This is a genomic window from Candidatus Methylomicrobium oryzae (assembly GCF_016745425.1).
Taxonomy (GTDB): Bacteria; Pseudomonadota; Gammaproteobacteria; order Methylococcales; family Methylomonadaceae; genus Methylomicrobium; species Methylomicrobium oryzae.
The window spans coordinates 187,386-204,681 of sequence record NZ_JAERVK010000006.1 but is presented as its reverse complement, the minus strand read 5'-3'; the positions used below and the strand labels follow the sequence as shown (position 1 = coordinate 204,681).

The 17,296-nt window shown below is 57.2% G+C and carries 13 protein-coding genes; 12 read left to right on the top strand and 1 reads right to left on the bottom strand.

What is annotated here, in order from left to right:
* Positions 1-21 precede the first annotated feature (21 nt).
* The 12 genes from JJL52_RS08815 (at position 22) to JJL52_RS08760 (ending at position 15,657) form a co-directional block, all read left to right on the top strand.
* Entirely contained in the window at positions 22-450 is a 429-nt protein-coding gene (locus JJL52_RS08815) for a hypothetical protein (protein ID WP_202052037.1), read from the top strand.
* Positions 451-525: 75 nt separating this feature from the next.
* Entirely contained in the window at positions 526-1,260 is a 735-nt protein-coding gene (locus JJL52_RS08810; protein WP_202052036.1) for a tetratricopeptide repeat protein, read from the top strand.
* Between the two features lie 106 nt (positions 1,261-1,366).
* On the top strand, positions 1,367-4,876 hold the full coding sequence (smc, locus tag JJL52_RS08805; protein ID WP_202052035.1) for a chromosome segregation protein SMC: 3,510 nt from the start codon (positions 1,367-1,369) through the stop codon (positions 4,874-4,876).
* Positions 4,876-5,616: a cell division protein ZipA C-terminal FtsZ-binding domain-containing protein gene (locus JJL52_RS08800; protein WP_202052034.1), complete on the top strand. Its 741-nt coding sequence runs from the start codon at positions 4,876-4,878 to the stop codon at positions 5,614-5,616. The genes smc and JJL52_RS08800 overlap by 1 nt, the downstream gene beginning before the upstream one ends.
* Positions 5,617-5,703: 87 nt before the next feature.
* Positions 5,704-7,611 carry a helix-hairpin-helix domain-containing protein gene (locus JJL52_RS08795; protein WP_202052033.1) on the top strand — a complete coding sequence of 636 codons (1,908 nt, stop codon included), beginning with the start codon at positions 5,704-5,706 and terminating at the stop codon, positions 7,609-7,611.
* A 115-nt stretch (positions 7,612-7,726) separates the two neighbouring features.
* Positions 7,727-8,860: a diguanylate cyclase gene (locus tag JJL52_RS08790; RefSeq protein WP_202052032.1), complete on the top strand. Its 1,134-nt coding sequence runs from the start codon at positions 7,727-7,729 to the stop codon at positions 8,858-8,860.
* A gap of 16 nt (positions 8,861-8,876) precedes the next feature.
* Entirely contained in the window at positions 8,877-10,367 is a 1,491-nt protein-coding gene (gene glpK, locus JJL52_RS08785; protein ID WP_236994143.1) for a glycerol kinase GlpK, read from the top strand.
* A 346-nt stretch (positions 10,368-10,713) separates the two neighbouring features.
* Positions 10,714-11,634, top strand: a complete 921-nt coding sequence (gene glyQ / locus JJL52_RS08780; RefSeq protein WP_202052030.1) for a glycine--tRNA ligase subunit alpha — start codon at positions 10,714-10,716, stop codon at positions 11,632-11,634.
* Complete coding sequence (gene glyS / locus JJL52_RS08775) at positions 11,631-13,700, top strand: glycine--tRNA ligase subunit beta (protein WP_202052029.1); 2,070 nt, start codon at positions 11,631-11,633, stop codon at positions 13,698-13,700. Before glyQ ends, glyS begins: the two co-directional genes overlap by 4 nt.
* Before the next feature lie 102 nt (positions 13,701-13,802).
* Entirely contained in the window at positions 13,803-14,354 is a 552-nt protein-coding gene (gene gmhB / locus JJL52_RS08770; RefSeq protein ID WP_202052028.1) for a D-glycero-beta-D-manno-heptose 1,7-bisphosphate 7-phosphatase, read from the top strand.
* Positions 14,314-15,057 carry a lysophospholipid acyltransferase family protein gene (locus JJL52_RS08765; RefSeq protein ID WP_202052027.1) on the top strand — a complete coding sequence of 248 codons (744 nt, stop codon included), beginning with the start codon at positions 14,314-14,316 and terminating at the stop codon, positions 15,055-15,057. Before gmhB ends, JJL52_RS08765 begins: the two co-directional genes overlap by 41 nt.
* Positions 15,058-15,162: 105 nt before the next feature.
* The gene (locus JJL52_RS08760) at positions 15,163-15,657 is read left to right on the top strand and encodes a hypothetical protein (protein WP_202052026.1); all 495 of its coding nucleotides are present in this window, start codon (positions 15,163-15,165) and stop codon (positions 15,655-15,657) included.
* A gap of 59 nt (positions 15,658-15,716) precedes the next feature.
* On the opposite strand, the gene JJL52_RS08755 is transcribed toward JJL52_RS08760, so the two are convergent.
* Complete coding sequence (locus JJL52_RS08755) at positions 15,717-17,240, bottom strand: SPOR domain-containing protein (protein WP_202052025.1); 1,524 nt, start codon at positions 17,238-17,240, stop codon at positions 15,717-15,719.
* Positions 17,241-17,296 lie beyond the last annotated feature (56 nt).

Here is a 17,296-nt window from a genome sequence, read left to right as displayed (position 1 = left end):
ATTCATTTCCGCTTGTTCTTCATGTCCGCAGAAACAGAACGAAAAGCCTCGGGACTTTCCTATATGGAAGTCAGCGAAAATTCTCCGCTCGTCGATCTGGCCAAAAGCCGCCGCCTGCGCGAAATACTGAACCGTGAAAATGCCGGCCGGCCGAAGCAGCCGGAGGCTGCTCCCATCGCGGTCGAACCCGATGATCCGTTTGATCTTCCCGAGGATGTAGCGAAAGACTTGCTGCGGGCGCGGCGGATTATCGATGAAGAGGTCGACCGGATCATGCGCTTTTTCCCCGAAAGTAGGAAAAAGAGCCTATTTAAGTTAAGATTCGGCGCCCTGGAGGAAGTCAGGGCTATGGAGGTCCGGGCGATTTTCAAACGGTTGAAGCTCGATTCCCGGCACGCGAATCTGAATCGATTGCAGAAAATCAATTATTACGGGCAGAAAGTTTCCTGACTGCACCGAAAAAAGTGGCCTGGATTTTACGGACGGCATATTTTTCCGCCTTACTCCGCGCTAAATGAGAAATCAATGATGCAAAAACATTTCATTATACTTTTCGTGCTGTCCGGACTTTTATCGGGCTGCGCGGGGCTTTACGTACAGCAGTATCCCGCTCCGGTCTATACAGGGCCCGCGCCGGTCTACCGGCAGCCGCGCGCACCTGTGGTGCAGCCGCCGCCGGCTCCGGCTCAGATTCCTGAACCCACAGTGAAAACGACGCCGATTCCGGAATTCAATCAGCAGGTGACCCCCATCGAGCCGACGCCGATGACCGGTGGGACGGACGGGGTTTTGCCGTCGTTGCCGGAGGCGGATGTCCCGGCCGTGGCGGGCGGTGTTGAAGCTCCGCCGGTGTCTCCGGGGGCAGCGGTCAATGTTCCGGCGCCGGAAGCGTTTGTTCCGGCTCCAACCCCTTTTCAACCGATAGAGCCGTCCGCTTCGTCTTCGCCTGCCGTCGGCGCGCTGGTGACGGCCGCCAATCAGAGCAGCCGGTTGGGGAACCTGGATTCCGCGATAGCCACGATCGAGCGCGCCCGCAACATCGAGCCGAACAATGCCGGGCTCTATTACAAGCTGGCGCTGTTACGGTTGAAGCAGTCCAAACCGAAGCAGGCCGAGGAACTGGCGAAAAAAGCCGCGCTTTTGGCCGGGGGCGACCGATATCTGAAGAAGCACAGCTGGCTGCTGATCGCCCATGCGCGCGAATTGCAGAAAGATTTCCCCGGCGCCAAGGCGGCACGCGACAAGGCCGCAGGTTTTTAGGTTGGCGTTCCGATGCGGCGGGCGGCGCTGAAAACAGTCGCCGCTCGCCCCATAATCACCGATAATACGCGCTCATTTTGTTCGCGTAGAATTTCTTATTTCCGTAATGAGACTGGAAAAAATCAAACTGGCGGGTTTCAAGTCGTTTGTGGACCCGACGACGATCCCGATCAACGGCAACCTGACCGCCATCGTCGGTCCGAACGGTTGCGGCAAATCGAATATCATCGACGCAGTGCGCTGGGTGATGGGCGAAAGTTCGGCTAAGCACCTGCGCGGCGGAAACATGGCCGATGTGATTTTCAACGGTTCCGCCACCCGCAAACCGATAGGCACTGCCTCGGTCGAGCTGATCTTCGACAATACCGAAGGCAAACTGGGCGGCGAATATGCCAATTACTCGACCATTTCGATCAAGCGCCAGGTGAGCCGCGACGGCCAGTCGCAGTTCATGCTGAACGGCTCGAAATGCCGGCGCAAGGACATCACAGACATTTTTCTGGGCACCGGCCTCGGTGCGCGCAGTTATGCGATCATCGAACAGGGCACCATTTCGCGGGTCGTCGAAGCGAAACCGGAAGACCTGCGCCTGCATATCGAAGAGGCGGCGGGCATTTCCAAATACAAGGAAAGGCGTCAGGAGACCGAATCCCGGATGCAGAATACCCGCGAAAATCTCGAGCGCCTGCAGGATCTTCGCGACGAAGTCGAAAAACAGCTAAAACACCTGCAAAAGCAGGCAGAGAAAGCCGAGAAATACACCGAATTGAAAAAACAGGAACGCCAGTTCAAACTCGAACTGCTGGCGATGCGCTGGCAATCGTACCAGGCTGCCGCGGCCGCTCTGGAGTCGGCGATGCAGGAAGCGGCGACCGAGCATAACCGGGCCTTCGTCGAATTGCGCGAGCTGGAAAGTGCGCTCGAAAGCAAGCGCGGCGACCATAAAAACCAACAGCAGAACCTGAACAAGGCGCAGGGCGATTATTACAGCGTGGTTGCGGAAGTCGGCAGCCTTGAGCAGGCAATCCGCCATAACGAGCAAACCCATCGCGAAACCGAGACCGAGATCGAACGAGTCAAGCGCCAGGCCGAACTGGCGCAGGGCGAGATCGATGCGGACCGGGAGCAGCTCGAAACCCTGAAGCAGGCGAAACTGACGGCGGAAGAGGCTTTACAGACTGCCGAACAACGCCAGGAAGAAAGCCTGCAATTACAGCAGGGCGTACAGCAGAAACAGAGCGACTGGCAGGCCGAATGGGAAGCGTACCGGACCGAAAGCGCGCGCCATCAGGAGCAGGTCGAAGTCGAACGGGTCAAATCCCAGCAATTGCAGAACCAGAATCGGCAATTGCAGACCCGGCGCGACCAATTACAGGCCGAGCGCGACGAATTGTCCGGGAGCGAACTGGAAGACGAAATCGAGGCGTTGGCCGAGGAGATCGATCTGCTCGAGTCGGACCGGGCCGAATTGCACGAAAAGATCGAGGCCGTGCAGCGGCTGAGCCGCGACCGTCGGGACGAGATCAAAAGCCTGCACGATACGCTGCACAAACAGCGCGCCGAACTGCACGGGATCCGGGGCAAAATTACTTCCCTGGAACTGCTTCAGCAGCATGCGATGGGCAAGGACAACAAGAAGCTGAACGAGTGGTTGAACGCTATGCAGCTCGGCGGCAGCCGGCGACTGGCCGAATGCCTGGACGTGCAGCCGGGCTGGGAAACCGCCGTCGAAACGGTGCTGGGCGGCTATCTGGAGGCAATCTGTGTCGAGGATGCCGATCCGGTCGTGGCGGAGTTGCCCCGTTTGCAGGGCGATTCGCTCGCCTTGTTCGAAACCGGTTTTAAAAATCGGCCGGAAGCCGAGCAGATCGGGGGGCTTTTGGCGGCTAAGGTCAAAGCGCCTTGGGATTTGAACGCGATTCTTGCCGGCATTTATTGTGCCGAAGAGACGGCCTCAGCCAGGCATCTGGCGTTATCGCTGAAGCCCTACGAATCGGTAATCACGTCGGACGGTGCCTGGTTCGGGCCGGGATGGATCCGGATCATCCGCGCGCAAGACAGCAAGGCCGGCGTTCTGCAGCGCGAACGGGAACTACGCCAGCTGAAGCAGCGTCAGGAAGAATTACAGGCCGAAATCGCCGTTTTCGAGGAGCGCCTCGAAACCGCCGAGGACGATCTGAAGACCGCCGAGCGCAGCCGAGACACCCTGCAGCAGGAAGATAAAACGCTGCAGAGCCGGCTGACCATGCGCAGCGCCGAGCATAGCGCCAAAACTGCGCGTTTCGAACAGCAGCAGCGCCGGATCGCCCAGTTGCGCCGCGAGCTGGAAGATATCGACGCGCATATCGCCGAGAATGCCGAACTGATCGCCGAGTCGGTCCAGTTGATGCAGGAGGCCGAACAGACGCTCGAAAAGCAGGGGCAGCAAAAATATCAACTCGAAAGCGCGAGCCAGGATCTCTTCAGCCAGCAAAAATCGGCCGAACAAATGGTACATGACGCCAGGCAAAAAGTTTTCGCGCTGAAAACCCAGATCGAGTCGCTGCTGGCCTCCGAAAATCATACCGCGAAACAGATCGAACGCCTGGAATTGCAATATCGGCAACTGCTTGACCGCAAAGCCGAGCTGGAGGCAAAACTGCAGGACACCTTGAAGCCGATCGACGAAGAAAAACAGCAGCTGCAGGATTTGAGGCTCGACCGGGAGCGGCTCGACAAGCAACTGAAAACCCAGCGCGAGTTACAGGAACAGATCGAAGCCGATATTTCGCGGTTTTCGCAGGAACAAATCCGCCTGCAAAACGTGCTCGAAAAACGCAAGGAAATACTCGACAAGATTCGTTACGAACTGCAGGAGAGTCGGGTGCGCCAGCAAACCGTCAACGAACAGTTAAGCGAGATCGAAGCCGATGCGAATGAGGTCCTGAAGCATTTGCCGGAAGAGGCCGAAGAATCGGCGTGGAAGCAAAAAGTCGACGAACTGGCCCGGCAGATCGAACGCCTCGGCGCGATCAATCTGACCGCGATCGAAGAGTTCAAGGCGCAGACCGAACGGATGAATTTCCTGAATGCGCAGCATGCCGACCTGATGGAGGCGCTGCAGACCCTGGAGCTGGCGATCAGCAAAATCGATAAGGAAAGCCGGCTGCGATTCAAGGAAACTTTCGATAAAATAAACGGCGGCTTGCAGGAAAAATTTCCGAAATTGTTCGGCGGCGGTCAGGCCTATCTGGAACTTAGCGACGAGGATCTGCTCGAGTCGGGTGTGAACATCATCGCGCGTCCGCCCGGCAAGCGTAACAGCTCGATCCATTTGCTGTCCGGCGGTGAAAAGGCGCTGACCGCGGTTGCGCTGGTGTTTTCGATTTTCGATCTGAATCCGGCGCCTTTCTGTCTGCTTGACGAGGTCGATGCGCCGCTCGACGATGCGAATGTCGGCCGCTTTTCGAAAATGGTCGAGGAAATGTCGTCCGCGGTGCAGTTTTTATATATTTCGCATAACAAGGCCACGATGGAGATCGCGCACCAGCTGGCCGGCGTCACGATGAAAGAACCGGGAGTATCCCGGATGGTCGCGGTCGATTTAGAAGAAGCAGTCAGTCTGGCGGAAACCTGATGGATAAAGAATTATTGAGAATTGTGATCATTGCAACCGGTTTGATCATCATTACCGGAATGCTGGCATGGGCATTCGTCAAAAGCAAGAAGTACCGGGAAAGTCTGGAGGAGGATTTCGAGGACGAAACGCCGCCGAAGTCCGGGCTTGCCTCGAGAACGGCCATGGATGACGAGGACTTTCTTGGCACGTTAGAAGAGGATGGCGATGACAGGATGGCAGTTGCGCCGGTAGCGGTTTCAGCCGGCAAAACGAGCCGCTATCATGAGCCGGAGGTCGAAGAGCCGGCTGCTGAATTGAATCCGGAAGATGAGGACTATGAAGATTATGAGGAGCCGGAGCCGCGCTTTCCCGCGCCCAGCATCATTCAGTTCAGCGTCATCGCGAACCAGGACGAAGGCTTTAACGGCCTCGACCTCGCCCATGCGTTCGACATCGCCGGCCTCGAATACGGCAATCTGAAAATTTACGAACGGCTCGATTCGAAACGCCTGGTGGATTTCGGCGTTGCCAGCATGCAACCGCCGGGAACCTTCCCCGAGCACGATCTGGAAAACTTCTATTGCCCGGGCATCATCTTTTTCATGCAGCCCGGCGAGCTGGAAGATGCGGTGCCGGTCTTCGACGACTTCGTGCAGACGGCCGTATTCATGGCAGCCGAGCTGGACGGCACCGTGCTCGACCATGAGCATAAGCCATTGAGCGAGAAAACGGTAGAATTGATTCGCCGGAGCCTGTAATACTTACCGGAAAAGTTTTGCCGTAAGACGGATTTCTCGCCTGAGGGCGATGATCCGTCTGGCCTTTTTTATTGCCGGTCAATTCCATTGAATAATAATAACACCCCACCCGAAGCCATTCTCAAAATCGCCGCCGAGGCACAGCCCGAGCGGTTGTCCGACGACGAACTGGTCGAATTTCTGAAGGTCTGCAACGCATATTACCGACGCGGGGAACCGATCATTTCGGATGCCTTGTACGATTTCGTGTTTCTCGAAGAGTTGCGCCGGCGCCACCCCGATCATCCTTATCTGGAAGCGGTCGAGCCCGAAAAAGCGTTTGTCGGCAAAACGGTCGCGCTGCCCGAGATGATGCTCTCGACCGAGAAGAGCTACTCGAAGGAAGGCATTGAAAAATGGCTGCAGCGAGTCGAAAAAGCGGCGCAGGACTTGGGCATTGCGTTTGACGGGCTGCGTTTTCGCGTGACGCCGAAGCTGGACGGCTTTGCGGCTTACGACGACGGCAAAATGCTTTATACCCGCGGCGACGGCCGCAAGGGGACCGACATTAGCCGGGTGTTCGAGCGCGGACTGATCGTCGGAGGAGACGGCCGGCGCGGGCAGGGCGCCGGCGAGATCGTGGTGAACCAGCGTTATTTCGCGACGCATCTGGCCGATTATTTTGAAAATGCGCGTAATTTTCAGGCCAGCATCATCAAGGAAAAGGAGCTCGAAGAACATGCGCTGGCGGCGATTCAGAACCACGCCGCGGTCTTCTTTCCGTTTGCGCAGCTGCCGGACTGGCAAGGTTCGGCAAAAGAGATTCTGGAGCAGTTCGAGACGATTGTGCACGCGGTGCCGGCCAAGGTCGAGTACGATGTCGACGGGGTGATTTTCGAAGTGACCGATGCAAGGATCAAGCAGCACATGGGCGCAACGCGCCACCATCACCGCTGGCAGATCGCCTATAAAAACAATATCGAGACTGCGGTTGTCAAAGTGCTGCGGATAATTCCGCAGACCTCGCGTTCCGGCCGGGTCAATCCGGTCGCCGAGCTGGAGCCGACCAAATTGAGCGGCGCGATGATCTCGCGTGCAACTGCGCACCATTACAAAATGGTGAAAGAAATGGGGATCGGCGAGGGGGCCGTAATCGAATTGATCCGTTCGGGGTTGGTGATTCCGAAGATCGAGCGGGTGATTACGCGGGCGGAGACGCCGCAAATTCCGGAAACCTGCCCGAGCTGCGGCACCGCGCTGATCTGGGACAGCGATTATCTGTATTGCCCGAATCCGGTCCAGTGTCCGGCGCAAATCGAAAATACGATCGAGCATTTTTTCAGGACGCTCGGCAATATCGACGGTTTCGGCGAGAGGACGATCGAGAAACTCCATGCGGCGGGAGTCAATTCGGTATACCAAATCTACCAACTGGATCGGAAATATTTGCAGCAGCTCGGTTTCGGGGAGAAAACCTCGCAAAATCTGCTCGATCAACTGGCCCGGAGCCGCCGGGATCCGATCGAGGACTGGCGTTTTCTCGGCGCATTCGGCATTTACCGAATGGGGCTCGGCAACTGCGAGCGGCTTTTGCAGCATTTTCCGCTGCTGGCCATTTTCGACCTGACATTGGACGATATCGTTTCGATCGAAGGCTTCGCGCAGAAAACCGGCGAAGCGGTGATTGCGAATCTGGCGAAAATCAAGAACGATTTCATACGCATTCATGCGCTCGGTTTCAATCTGGTCAGGACGCCGCTGCGCAGCGAGCAGGCGCAGCCCGCCAGTCCGATCGCCGGCAAAACGCTCGTGTTTACCGGCACGATGACGCACGGTTCGCGCGAGGAGATGACGCGCGAAGCCAAGCGGCTGGGCGCGAAAGTCGCCAGCGCAGTCAGCGGCAAGACCGATTTTCTGGTGACCGGTGAAGACGTCGGCGCAGCGAAAATCAGCGCAGCCGCGGCAAAAGGGGTGAAAGTGATCAGCGAAGTCGAATATCTGGCGATGTTCGACTAAATTTTATTTACAAATTAGTGCGATATGAAATAAACTTCTAGCGAAGCAGGAGGATAATAAAGCGTTAAGCTTGCTAGGAGAGAAACGATAACCTGCGACTTGCTGGGGAGAGGCCATGCTGGAAAACGACTTGACGACAGATTTGATTGTGTTGGAAAGCCACATCAGTGGCCTGTTCGATTCCATCAAGAAAGGCAGCTCGATGTTGAAGGACTTCCAGACTTTCGAGATGCGCCTATTCGATCAGAGCTCGTTGGGGGAAATGATCCGCTACATCCTGGACAGCGCGAAAGCCGTTTTCGATCTCGATCAGGTAACGCTCTGCCTGCTTGACGAATCCGGCGAATTGAGCCAGTTGCTCGCCGAAGAATCGTTCGATCCGGCGCATCATCAACGCCTGACTTTGTTGTGCGACAAGGAATTGTTCAGTACAAAGTTCGGCTATGTCCTGCATTCCTACCTTGGGTCTTTCGTGCAGGAGCATTTCGGGCATTTTTTCGTTTCTGACGATATTCCTTTGTCCCATATCGCAATTATTCCGTTGTATCAGCGGGGAGAATACCTCGGCACGCTGAATTTGGGCAGCAGCCGGCCCGGCCGTTTTTTCGGCTCGATTACGGACGATTTTCTCGCCCATTTGGGCGTGGTAGTCGGTATCTGTTTAGAGAATCGCCTGAATATCGAAACGATTCGCCGTACCAGTTATGTCGATACGCTGACCGGTGTCAACAACCGCCGTTTTCTCGAACAGCGGATCGGCGAGGAAGTTGCCCGCTGCCAGCGCAACAGCGATCCGTTGACCTGCCTGTTTCTGGACATCGACTATTTCAAATCGGTCAACGACAAATACGGCCACTTGGCAGGCGACAGCGTGTTATCGATCGTGGCGAAGACCATCAAAAGCCAGCTCAGGAATAATGACGTGCTTGCCCGTTACGGCGGCGAGGAATTCGTTGTTTTATTGAGCAATATCAATCAGTCGACCGGTCATGAAATCGCCGAACGGATTCGGATCAATGTGCAGGCCCTCAAAATCACTTTCAGCGAAATCACGATCCCTGTGACGCTCTCCATCGGACTGACGACCTATCGCTCCGATCGCAGGAATCCGTTGACGATCGCCGAGGCCGCTTCATGCTTGATCAACACCGCCGATTCCGCTTTGTACCAGGCCAAAAATAATGGCCGCAACCGGATCGAATACCACGACATTCCGATGGACCGGCCGTTTGCGCAGCTAAAAGCTTGAGTCGATGCGCTATTTGATGTCAATCGACCAGGGGACCAGCAGCTCGCGCTGCATTCTCTACGATCTGGAGGGCCGGCCGGCGGCGGTTGCCCAGCAGGAGTTCGGGCAGATTTTTCCACAATCGGGCTGGGTCGAACACGATCCCGAAGCGATCTGGCAGAGCCAGTCCTCGGTGTGCCGCGAAGCGATGCAGCGGCTCCAGCTGCGCCCGGAAGATATTGCCGGGATCGGTATCGCCAATCAGCGTGAAACGACGGTCATCTGGGACAGGCAGACAGGTAAGCCGATTTACAACGCGATTGTCTGGCAGGACCGGCGCACCGCCGAGCAGTGCACGCGCTTGCAGACGGCGGGCTGGGAAGACAAGGTGCGGGCCAAAACCGGCTTGCTGCTCGATCCGTATTTTTCCGCGACCAAGATCCGCTGGATTCTCGATCACGTGGACGGCGCGCTCGAGCAGGCGCGGCAGGGCAGGCTGGCATTCGGCACCGTCGATACCTGGCTGGTCTGGAAAATGACGCAGGGCCAACTGCACATTACCGATGTATCGAATGCTTCGCGTACACTGCTTTTCAATATCGAAACCCTGCGTTGGGACGAAGAATTGCTCGAACTGTTCGGGATTCCGACGGCTTTGCTGCCCGAAGTCAGAGCGTCGAGCGAATGTTACGGCCTGACGCGCAGCGATGAGATCGGTGCGGGCATTCCGATCGGCGCTGTGGTCGGCGACCAGCAGGCTTCCCTGTTCGGACAACTGTGCGTCGAGCCGGGCATGGCCAAGTGCACCTACGGCACCGGATCGTTTCTGGTGATGAATACCGGTGCCGAAAAAGTCCTCTCGAAGCATCGGCTGTTGACTACGGTCGCCTGGCAGATCGGCGCCCGGGTCGACTATGCGCTGGAGGGCAGCGTTTTTGTCGGCGGGGCGGCGATTCAGTGGCTGCGCGACGCCCTGCATCTGCTCGGCTCCGCCGCCGACAGCGAAACCCTGGCAAGCTCGGTCGGCGATAACGGCGGCGTTTATTTCGTGCCCGCCTTCACCGGACTCGGCGCACCGGATTGGGACCCGGACGCGCGCGGAGCGATCTTCGGCCTGACCCGCGGTACGAGCGCAGCGCATATTGCCCGTGCCGCGCTGGAAAGCATGGCCTTTCAGGTCGACGACATTTTACGGATTCTGTCCGAGGATAGCGGCACACCGGTCAGCCAATTACGGATCGACGGCGGCGCGGCGGCCAATCAATTTCTCGCCCAGTTTCAGAGCGATATTTCCGGACTCGAAGTGATCCGCCCGGCGCATCTCGAAACGACCGCGCTGGGCGCGGCCTATCTGGCGGGGATTGCCATGGAGGTGTGGACCTTGGATCAGCTGGCCGATAAATGGCGGGCCGACCGCTCCTTCAAGGGCCTGATGCCGGGTGGCGTGCAGGAAGCGCACAAAAAGCAATGGCGCAAGGCCGTTGAAAGAACCAGGGGCTGGGCCGGGCAGGAAGCGGTAGAGCGTTAGCCTTCTGCGACAGCTTTTTGTTCCCTCTCCCTCCGGGACGACTGCAGGGAGGCAGGAGGTAGGGCAACGCCTGGAGCTGTTGCCGAGAGGGTTAGGGTGAGGGAATTTAAATGGCTTTTCTGCGTTTTGCCCGCCTTTTACTGCTATAAAAGAGATTTTTCAGAAACGTAGGATGGGTAGAGCGTAAGCGAAACCCATCCTACACTCTCGGCAATCGCTCCTGTATTCCCCTTTCTCCTGCCTCCCCGCAGTCGTACCCATCCTGCCGTGTTTCGTCACAAACGCTCCCTCAAACCGAAATTTAAGATATAATCCCTGGATTTTTACTGCGTATCGTGAGTGTACCGTGGCGAGTTCGAATTACGATGTTTCGACATTTCAGGGATTGATTCTGGCCCTGCAGGAATACTGGGCAGGACAGGGCTGCGTGCTGTTGCAGCCTTTGGACCAGGAAGTGGGGGCGGGGACTTTTCATCCGGCGACCTTTCTTCGCGCGATCGGTCCCGAACCCTGGAATACCGCCTATGTCCAGCCTTCGCGCCGGCCCACCGACGGACGCTTCGGTGAAAATCCCAACCGCCTGCAGCATTATTACCAGTACCAGGTGATGCTGAAGCCTTCGCCCGACAACATTCAGGAACTCTATCTCGGCTCCTTGCGCTATCTGGGCTTCGATTTGCTCGAACACGACATCCGCTTCGTCGAGGACAACTGGGAGTCGCCGACGCTGGGCGCCTGGGGGCTTGGCTGGGAAGTCTGGCTGAACGGGATGGAAGTGACCCAGTTTACCTATTTCCAGCAGGTCGGCGGCCTCGAATGCCGCCCCGTGACGGGGGAAATCACCTACGGCATGGAACGGCTGGCGATGTACCTGCAGGGCGTGCAAAGCGTGTTCGATCTGGTCTGGACCCGGACCCCGCACGGCGTGGTGACTTACGGCGACGTATTCCATCAGAACGAAGTCGAAATGTCCTCGTTCAACTTTGATCATGCGAACGTCGATTTTCTGTTCAAATGCTTCGATACCTACGAACAGGAATGCCGGAAATTGATTCAGGTAAACCTGCCGCTGCCGGCTTACGAAATGGTGCTGAAGGCGTCGCATACCTTCAATTTGCTCGATGCGCGGCACGCGATCTCGGTCACCGAGCGCCAACGCTACATTTTACGGGTCAGGAATCTGGCCAAATCGGTTGCGGAGGCCTATTACCAGCGCCGTGAGTCGCTGGGCTTTCCAATGCTGGCCGGACAGGGAGAATCACGATGAGCGAAACCAGACATTTACTTTTCGAATTGGGTTCGGAAGAGCTGCCCCCGAAAACCTTGCTGAATCTGGCCCAGGCGCTGCAAAACGGCATTGTCGCCGGGCTAAGCGAGGCTGGTGTGGTGTTTTCCGGCAGCCGGTTTTATGCAACGCCGCGGCGATTGACGGTACTGGTCGAAAATCTCGAAACCGCACAGCCGGGCAAAAAGGTCGAAAAACGCGGTCCCGCGCTGCAGGCGGCCTATGCGCCGGACGGCAGCCCGAGCAAGGCGGCACTGGGGTTTGCGGCCAGCTGCGGCACTACCTTCGATCAGTTGCAGGAACTGAAGACCGACAAAGGCGCCTGGCTGTCCTATACGCAAGAGATCGAAGGCCGGGCAACCGCCGAACTGATCCCGGACATTATCCGCAAGAGTCTGGCCATGCTGCCGATCGCGAAACGGATGCGCTGGGGCAATTTTACCAGCGAATTCGTCCGCCCCGTGCACTGGGCCGTGCTGTTGTTCGGCGAACAAGTGATAGAAACCGAGATTTTGGGGCTGAATACCGGCCGTGCGACACAGGGTCACCGTTTTCATGCGCCGGTGCAGTTGCCGGTCGCGAATCCCGAGGCTTACGTCGGAATATTGCGCGAGCAGGGTAAAGTGATCGCCGATTTCGAAGCCAGAAAAACCCTCATCCGCGAGGCCGCGAACAAGGCCGCCGCCCAGGTAAACGGCATCGCGCATATCGAGGACGATCTGCTCGATGAAGTCGCTGCGCTGAACGAATGGCCGGTGCCGGTCACCGGCAGTTTTGATTCGCGTTTTCTGGAACTGCCGGCCGAAGTGCTGATCACGACGATGCAGACCAACCAGAAATATTTTCCGGTGAAAAATAAAGACGGCGCCTTGCTGCCGTACTTCATCACCTTCAGCAACATCGAGAGCAAACAGCCCGAGTCGATCCGGCGCGGCAACGAACGGGTGATCACCCCGCGCCTGACCGACGCCGAATTTTTCTGGAAGCAGGACCGGAAAATGCCGTTGGCCGAGCGCGTGCCGGGCATGGCCAATATCGTGTTTCAGGAGAAACTGGGCACCGTGGCGGATAAGACCGGACGGGCGGTCAAACTGGCCGAGGCGATCGCGAACCTCCTGCAGGCCGATGCCGGTCTGGCGAAGCGGGCCGCCTTATTGGCCAAAACCGATCTCCTGACCAATATGGTCGGCGAATTCGGCAACCTACAGGGCATCATGGGCCGTTATTATGCGCTTGCGGACGGCGAGCCGGCCGAAGTGGCTCAGGCCATCGAAGAGCATTATCTGCCGAAGCAGGCCGGCGGTCCGACTCCGGCCAGCGCAACCGGTCAGATCGTCGCGCTGGCCGACAAGATCGACACCTTGTGCGGCATTTTCAGCGCTGGCCTGATTCCGACCGGCGATAAGGATCCGTATGCGCTCCGGCGCGCGGCGATCGGCGTGCTCCGGATCATCATCGAAAACCGCCTGCCGCTGAATATCCGCGATCTGATCGACGTTGCGCTGGGCCAATTCACGCATGCGTTCGACATCGAGGCGACGCGCGCGCTGGTGAGCGATTTCGTGTTCGATCGGCTGAAAGGCTACTGCCTGGATCAGGGCTACTCCGCGGATGAGTTCGAGGCGGTGATGGCGGTCAATCCGCCCGAACCGCTCGACTTCGTTCAGCGCCTGGCCGCGGTCAAAGCGTTCAGGCAGCTTCCGGAGGCCGACAGTCTGGCGGCAGCGAACAAACGGATTCGCAATATTCTGAAAAAATCGGAGACGGCGCCTACCGCGTCGGTCGGAACGCTCGCCGAGGAGCAAGAGCAGCATTTGCTGACAGCCGCCACTGCGGCCGGCGATGCGATCAAGCCTTTGTTGGCGCAGCGCGATTATCAGGCTACGCTGAACCGGCTCGCGCAGCTGGAACCGGCGGTCAACGACTTTTTCGATCACGTGATGGTGATGTGCGACGATCCCGAATTGCGCGCGAACCGGCTGGCGTTGTTGACGCTGTTGTCCGAACAGTTTTTGACTTGCGCGGACATCTCGAAACTACAGTCTTGATCGGAGACCGGCGTCCCATCGATGAAGCAACAGGGTATCCGAGAGGTGAGAAAGTTCCGCACCGATTCTGCTGCGCCAGATCGAAGCGGTCCGGCTTGAAACATGGCGCATAACCGTTATGTACTGCTCGACCGGGACGGTGTAATCAACGAGGATTCCGACGTGTTCATCAAGTCGCCGGAGGAATGGCGGCCGATTCCGGGAAGCCTGGAGGCGATTGCGCTGCTGAATACTCACGGCTTCAAGGTTGTGGTGATCACGAACCAGTCCGGCATTGCGCGCGGCCTGTTCGAGCCCTCCATGCTGGAACGCATCCACCGGAAGATGCTCCGCCTGGCCGCCGAAAACGGCGGTACGATCGAGGCGATTTATTTTTGCCCGCACGGTCCGGAGGACGACTGCGACTGCCGTAAGCCGAAAGCGGGGCTGATTAGGGTCTTCGCGGCGGAGCATCGGGCCGACCTCTGCGATGCGGTGCTGGTCGGCGATTCGTTGCGCGACATTCAGGCCGCCGAAGCGGCCGGCATCCGGCCGATCTTGGTCAAGACCGGCAAAGGCCGGAAAACACTGGCTGCGAACCCCCATTTGAAAATCCCGGTTTTTGACAATTTATATGACGCTGCAAACTCCCTCGTTTCAGGGCAGGAACTTTAAAGTTTATTTCGGTTCGACGCTGCTGTTCATCGGCATGACGCTGTCGCTGTTCGTGATCTGTCCCTTGATCTTGCTCGCGGTTGCGCTGCCTTTCCGGACCCGCTACCGGATCGCCGGACTTTGGGTCAAATGGGTGCTGTGGCTTGCAAAGGTGTGCTGCGGGATCGACCATGAAATCGAAGGGATGGAACACATCGAACCGAGCCGTGTTTCGATCGTGCTGAGCAAGCACCAATCGGCCTGGGAGACGATCGCTTACCGTGATTTCCTGCCGATGCATTCGGTTTTGCTGAAACAGTCTCTGCTATGGCTGCCGCTCTGGGGATGGGCGATGGCAACGCTGAAGCCGATCGCGATCGACCGTAAAAATCAACGTGCGGCCTTGCGCAAATTGCTCGAAAAAGGCAGCGAAAATTTAAAAGCCGGCCTCTGGGTGATCATTTTTCCGGAAGGTACCCGTACCGCGCCCGGCGAAATCAAAAAATTCAATGGGGGCGGGGCAATGCTGGCCCAGCAATCGGGCTATCCGGTCGTGCCAATTGCGCATAATGCCGGCATTTACTGGCCGCGATACAGCTTTTTGAAATATCCGGGCACGATCAAGGTCAAAATCGGTCCGCCGATCGAAAGCAACGGCCGTAGGGCCGCCGACATCAATGCCGAGGCCGAAGCCTGGATTGCCGAGGCGATGAAGGAACTTTAAAAAGCAGGTCGAAGGCATGGGGCGAAAAAGCTGCAAGCCGCATCTTATGCCGATCTCCCTGGTTTTCCATTGGTTTTATAAAACAATTACTCAAGGTTTAACTGAATGAAAAAGATTTTACTGATCTCGATTTCTGCTTTACTCGCCGTGGGGTGCGCCGAGAAAGGCGAATATGAAGCGGCTGTTTTGGAGGAAATGAAGAAAGAACAGGAGGTAAAGGACTATCATATCGATCCGGAAAAAATGACCGATTGTGTCGTCGACACTACGACCCAGAACATGCCCGGCTTTGCCGAGTTTGATCCCGAACGCCGTACCGCCTATAAAAACTACACCAAAATGCTGACGCTGACGAAGTCGGCCGACCCGAAGAAAACGCTGGATGAGCTGCGCAAGGACTTCGGTTCACCGAAAGCCCTGGCCGATGCCCACAGCAATTTTACCGAAAGCATGATGAACTGCTATTCGGCCATTATGATTAAGTCCGAGCCCGAAGAAGAGGGAAAAGGGGCTCAGGAAGAGGCGAAACCGAATGCCGAACCGGCAAAAAGCGATGCCGAACCGGCTCAGCCGGCGCCGGTCGAACCCGGGAAAAAATAAATCCTGCCTGGAAATCGGTTTGACGGTATTCAGCCGTCATCGGAGGGATAAGCTCCGGCTTAAATCGCTGCGACCCAAATCGAGTTCAAACGCAGCAATTTCTTAAGCCGTGCCGAGTGGGCGCTGGCTGCCTCCTTGGTAGCGAAGCCGGGCACGCTGAGCCGGTACCAAATGGAATGCTTGATATCGATTTTCCTTACTTTGACCGAGATCCCTTTTTGCTTCAATTCTGCGGCTTTTTTTCTGGCATCGTCCATCTGTCTGAAGGCGGCCAGGTTAACCGACCATTGGCCGCCGGTGGTCCCTATCGCGGGTTTGTCTGGATAGCTTTCCGAAGCTTTTTGCAATGCGGCGCTTTTGGCCGGTTGAACCGGTAAAACCTGGATTTTGCGAACGGAAGGTTCGGAAATTTTTCGGGTCTCGCTGGCGACCGGCGGGGCGGTGACCTGAAGCGGCCCGGTTTCCGGAGAAGCCGATGCATGGACCGCGGTCGATTGGCTTCCCGGTTTTTGCGGGCTTTCATTGATAAAAGCACTGGGCGTATCGGCGCTATCCTCGATCGCCTGCTTACCGTTTTCGAGCTTTTCGCTCAAGCCGTCGAGATCTTCTTTCATGATCGACTGCAGGTCTTTCAGTTTGGCCAGTTCGGCATGTGTCTGAACGGCTAGGTAGCCGAGGTACGAAGCCGCACACAAAGCGGCGAGCGACAGGAACATCGCCGCATAGGAAAGGCGGAGGGCATTTGAGGCTTTGGCTTCAAGCCGTGCGATACGTTGCCCGAAGTCTTCCGGTGCCGAGTGCAGACGGCTCCGTTCGCCGGCATGCAGAGGCGCGTCGGGGACGATGCCGTGTTCCGGGATGAAGGCGTCTGCTTTAGGTTGGGGGAAAAGAGCCTTGACAGACGGATTCGCATCGCCCAAGGCCGTAGTTTCACTTCCGTTTGGATGATGCGGAATGCCGTCGGATTCCGGCTCTCGGTCAAGCGGGGAGCGGTCTTTGAATACGGCGCTGTCGGCAAAGGGCATTTTTTCAGGGCCTGATTCGGGAATTAGAAGTGCCGGGGCGTCCGGCGCGAAAATTTTATCCTTTCCGGCGGGCAAGGCGAAAGCATCATGAATCCTGTCGGTAGATTCGGGTTTCGGATTGCGCAAGGCGGAGAATGTGTGCTCGTCAGCAACGGACGCAAGCGCATCCTGGCTCGGAAGCGGTTCGATATTTACGGATGCCGCTGCGTATGGCGGCGGTTCCGGGGCTAGCTCGACGTCGGCGAGGGGCGAGCCGATATCCACCGGTTCGACATATTCATCATCGTCGGCTTGCAGTACGGTCAGCGCCTCGTCTTCACCCAGCGCATCGAAGGGCGGGACAGCGTCCTGACGGATCGGTAACGTCCGGTCATCGGCTACCGGCCGTGCGGAAACGTTCTCATCGGCGTCGAAACCCGTATTGATCAGCAGCCGGTCGATCGCATCCTCGTCATCATCCAGATCGGTCAACGGCTCAATGACCGGATCGACTTCGGCGATATTCGGCTCGACGCGGTAGCGTCTTTCTTTAGACTTTTTGTTTAAAAGCTCTGTCATTGGGGGGCTCTTTGGTAGTAATATAACGCTCATTTTTCCGGCTAGTTTATTGCCTG

What these genes read in the sequence shown, in the direction of transcription:
- JJL52_RS08810 (WP_202052036.1), top strand. Translation starts at nt 526, where the DNA reads ATGATGCAAAAACATTTCATTATACTTTTCGTGCTGTCCGGACTTTTA.
- JJL52_RS08760 (WP_202052026.1), top strand. Translation starts at nt 15,163, where the DNA reads ATGAAAAAGATTTTACTGATCTCGATTTCTGCTTTACTCGCCGTGGGG.
- JJL52_RS08815 (WP_202052037.1), top strand. Translation starts at nt 22, where the DNA reads ATGTCCGCAGAAACAGAACGAAAAGCCTCGGGACTTTCCTATATGGAA.
- JJL52_RS08800 (WP_202052034.1), top strand. Translation starts at nt 4,876, where the DNA reads ATGGATAAAGAATTATTGAGAATTGTGATCATTGCAACCGGTTTGATC.
- glpK (WP_236994143.1), top strand. Translation starts at nt 8,877, where the DNA reads ATGTCAATCGACCAGGGGACCAGCAGCTCGCGCTGCATTCTCTACGAT.
- gmhB (WP_202052028.1), top strand. Translation starts at nt 13,803, where the DNA reads ATGGCGCATAACCGTTATGTACTGCTCGACCGGGACGGTGTAATCAAC.
- glyS (WP_202052029.1), top strand. Translation starts at nt 11,631, where the DNA reads ATGAGCGAAACCAGACATTTACTTTTCGAATTGGGTTCGGAAGAGCTG.
- JJL52_RS08790 (WP_202052032.1), top strand. Translation starts at nt 7,727, where the DNA reads ATGCTGGAAAACGACTTGACGACAGATTTGATTGTGTTGGAAAGCCAC.
- JJL52_RS08755 (WP_202052025.1), bottom strand. Translation starts at nt 17,240, where the DNA reads ATGACAGAGCTTTTAAACAAAAAGTCTAAAGAAAGACGCTACCGCGTC.
- smc (WP_202052035.1), top strand. Translation starts at nt 1,367, where the DNA reads ATGAGACTGGAAAAAATCAAACTGGCGGGTTTCAAGTCGTTTGTGGAC.
- JJL52_RS08765 (WP_202052027.1), top strand. Translation starts at nt 14,314, where the DNA reads ATGACGCTGCAAACTCCCTCGTTTCAGGGCAGGAACTTTAAAGTTTAT.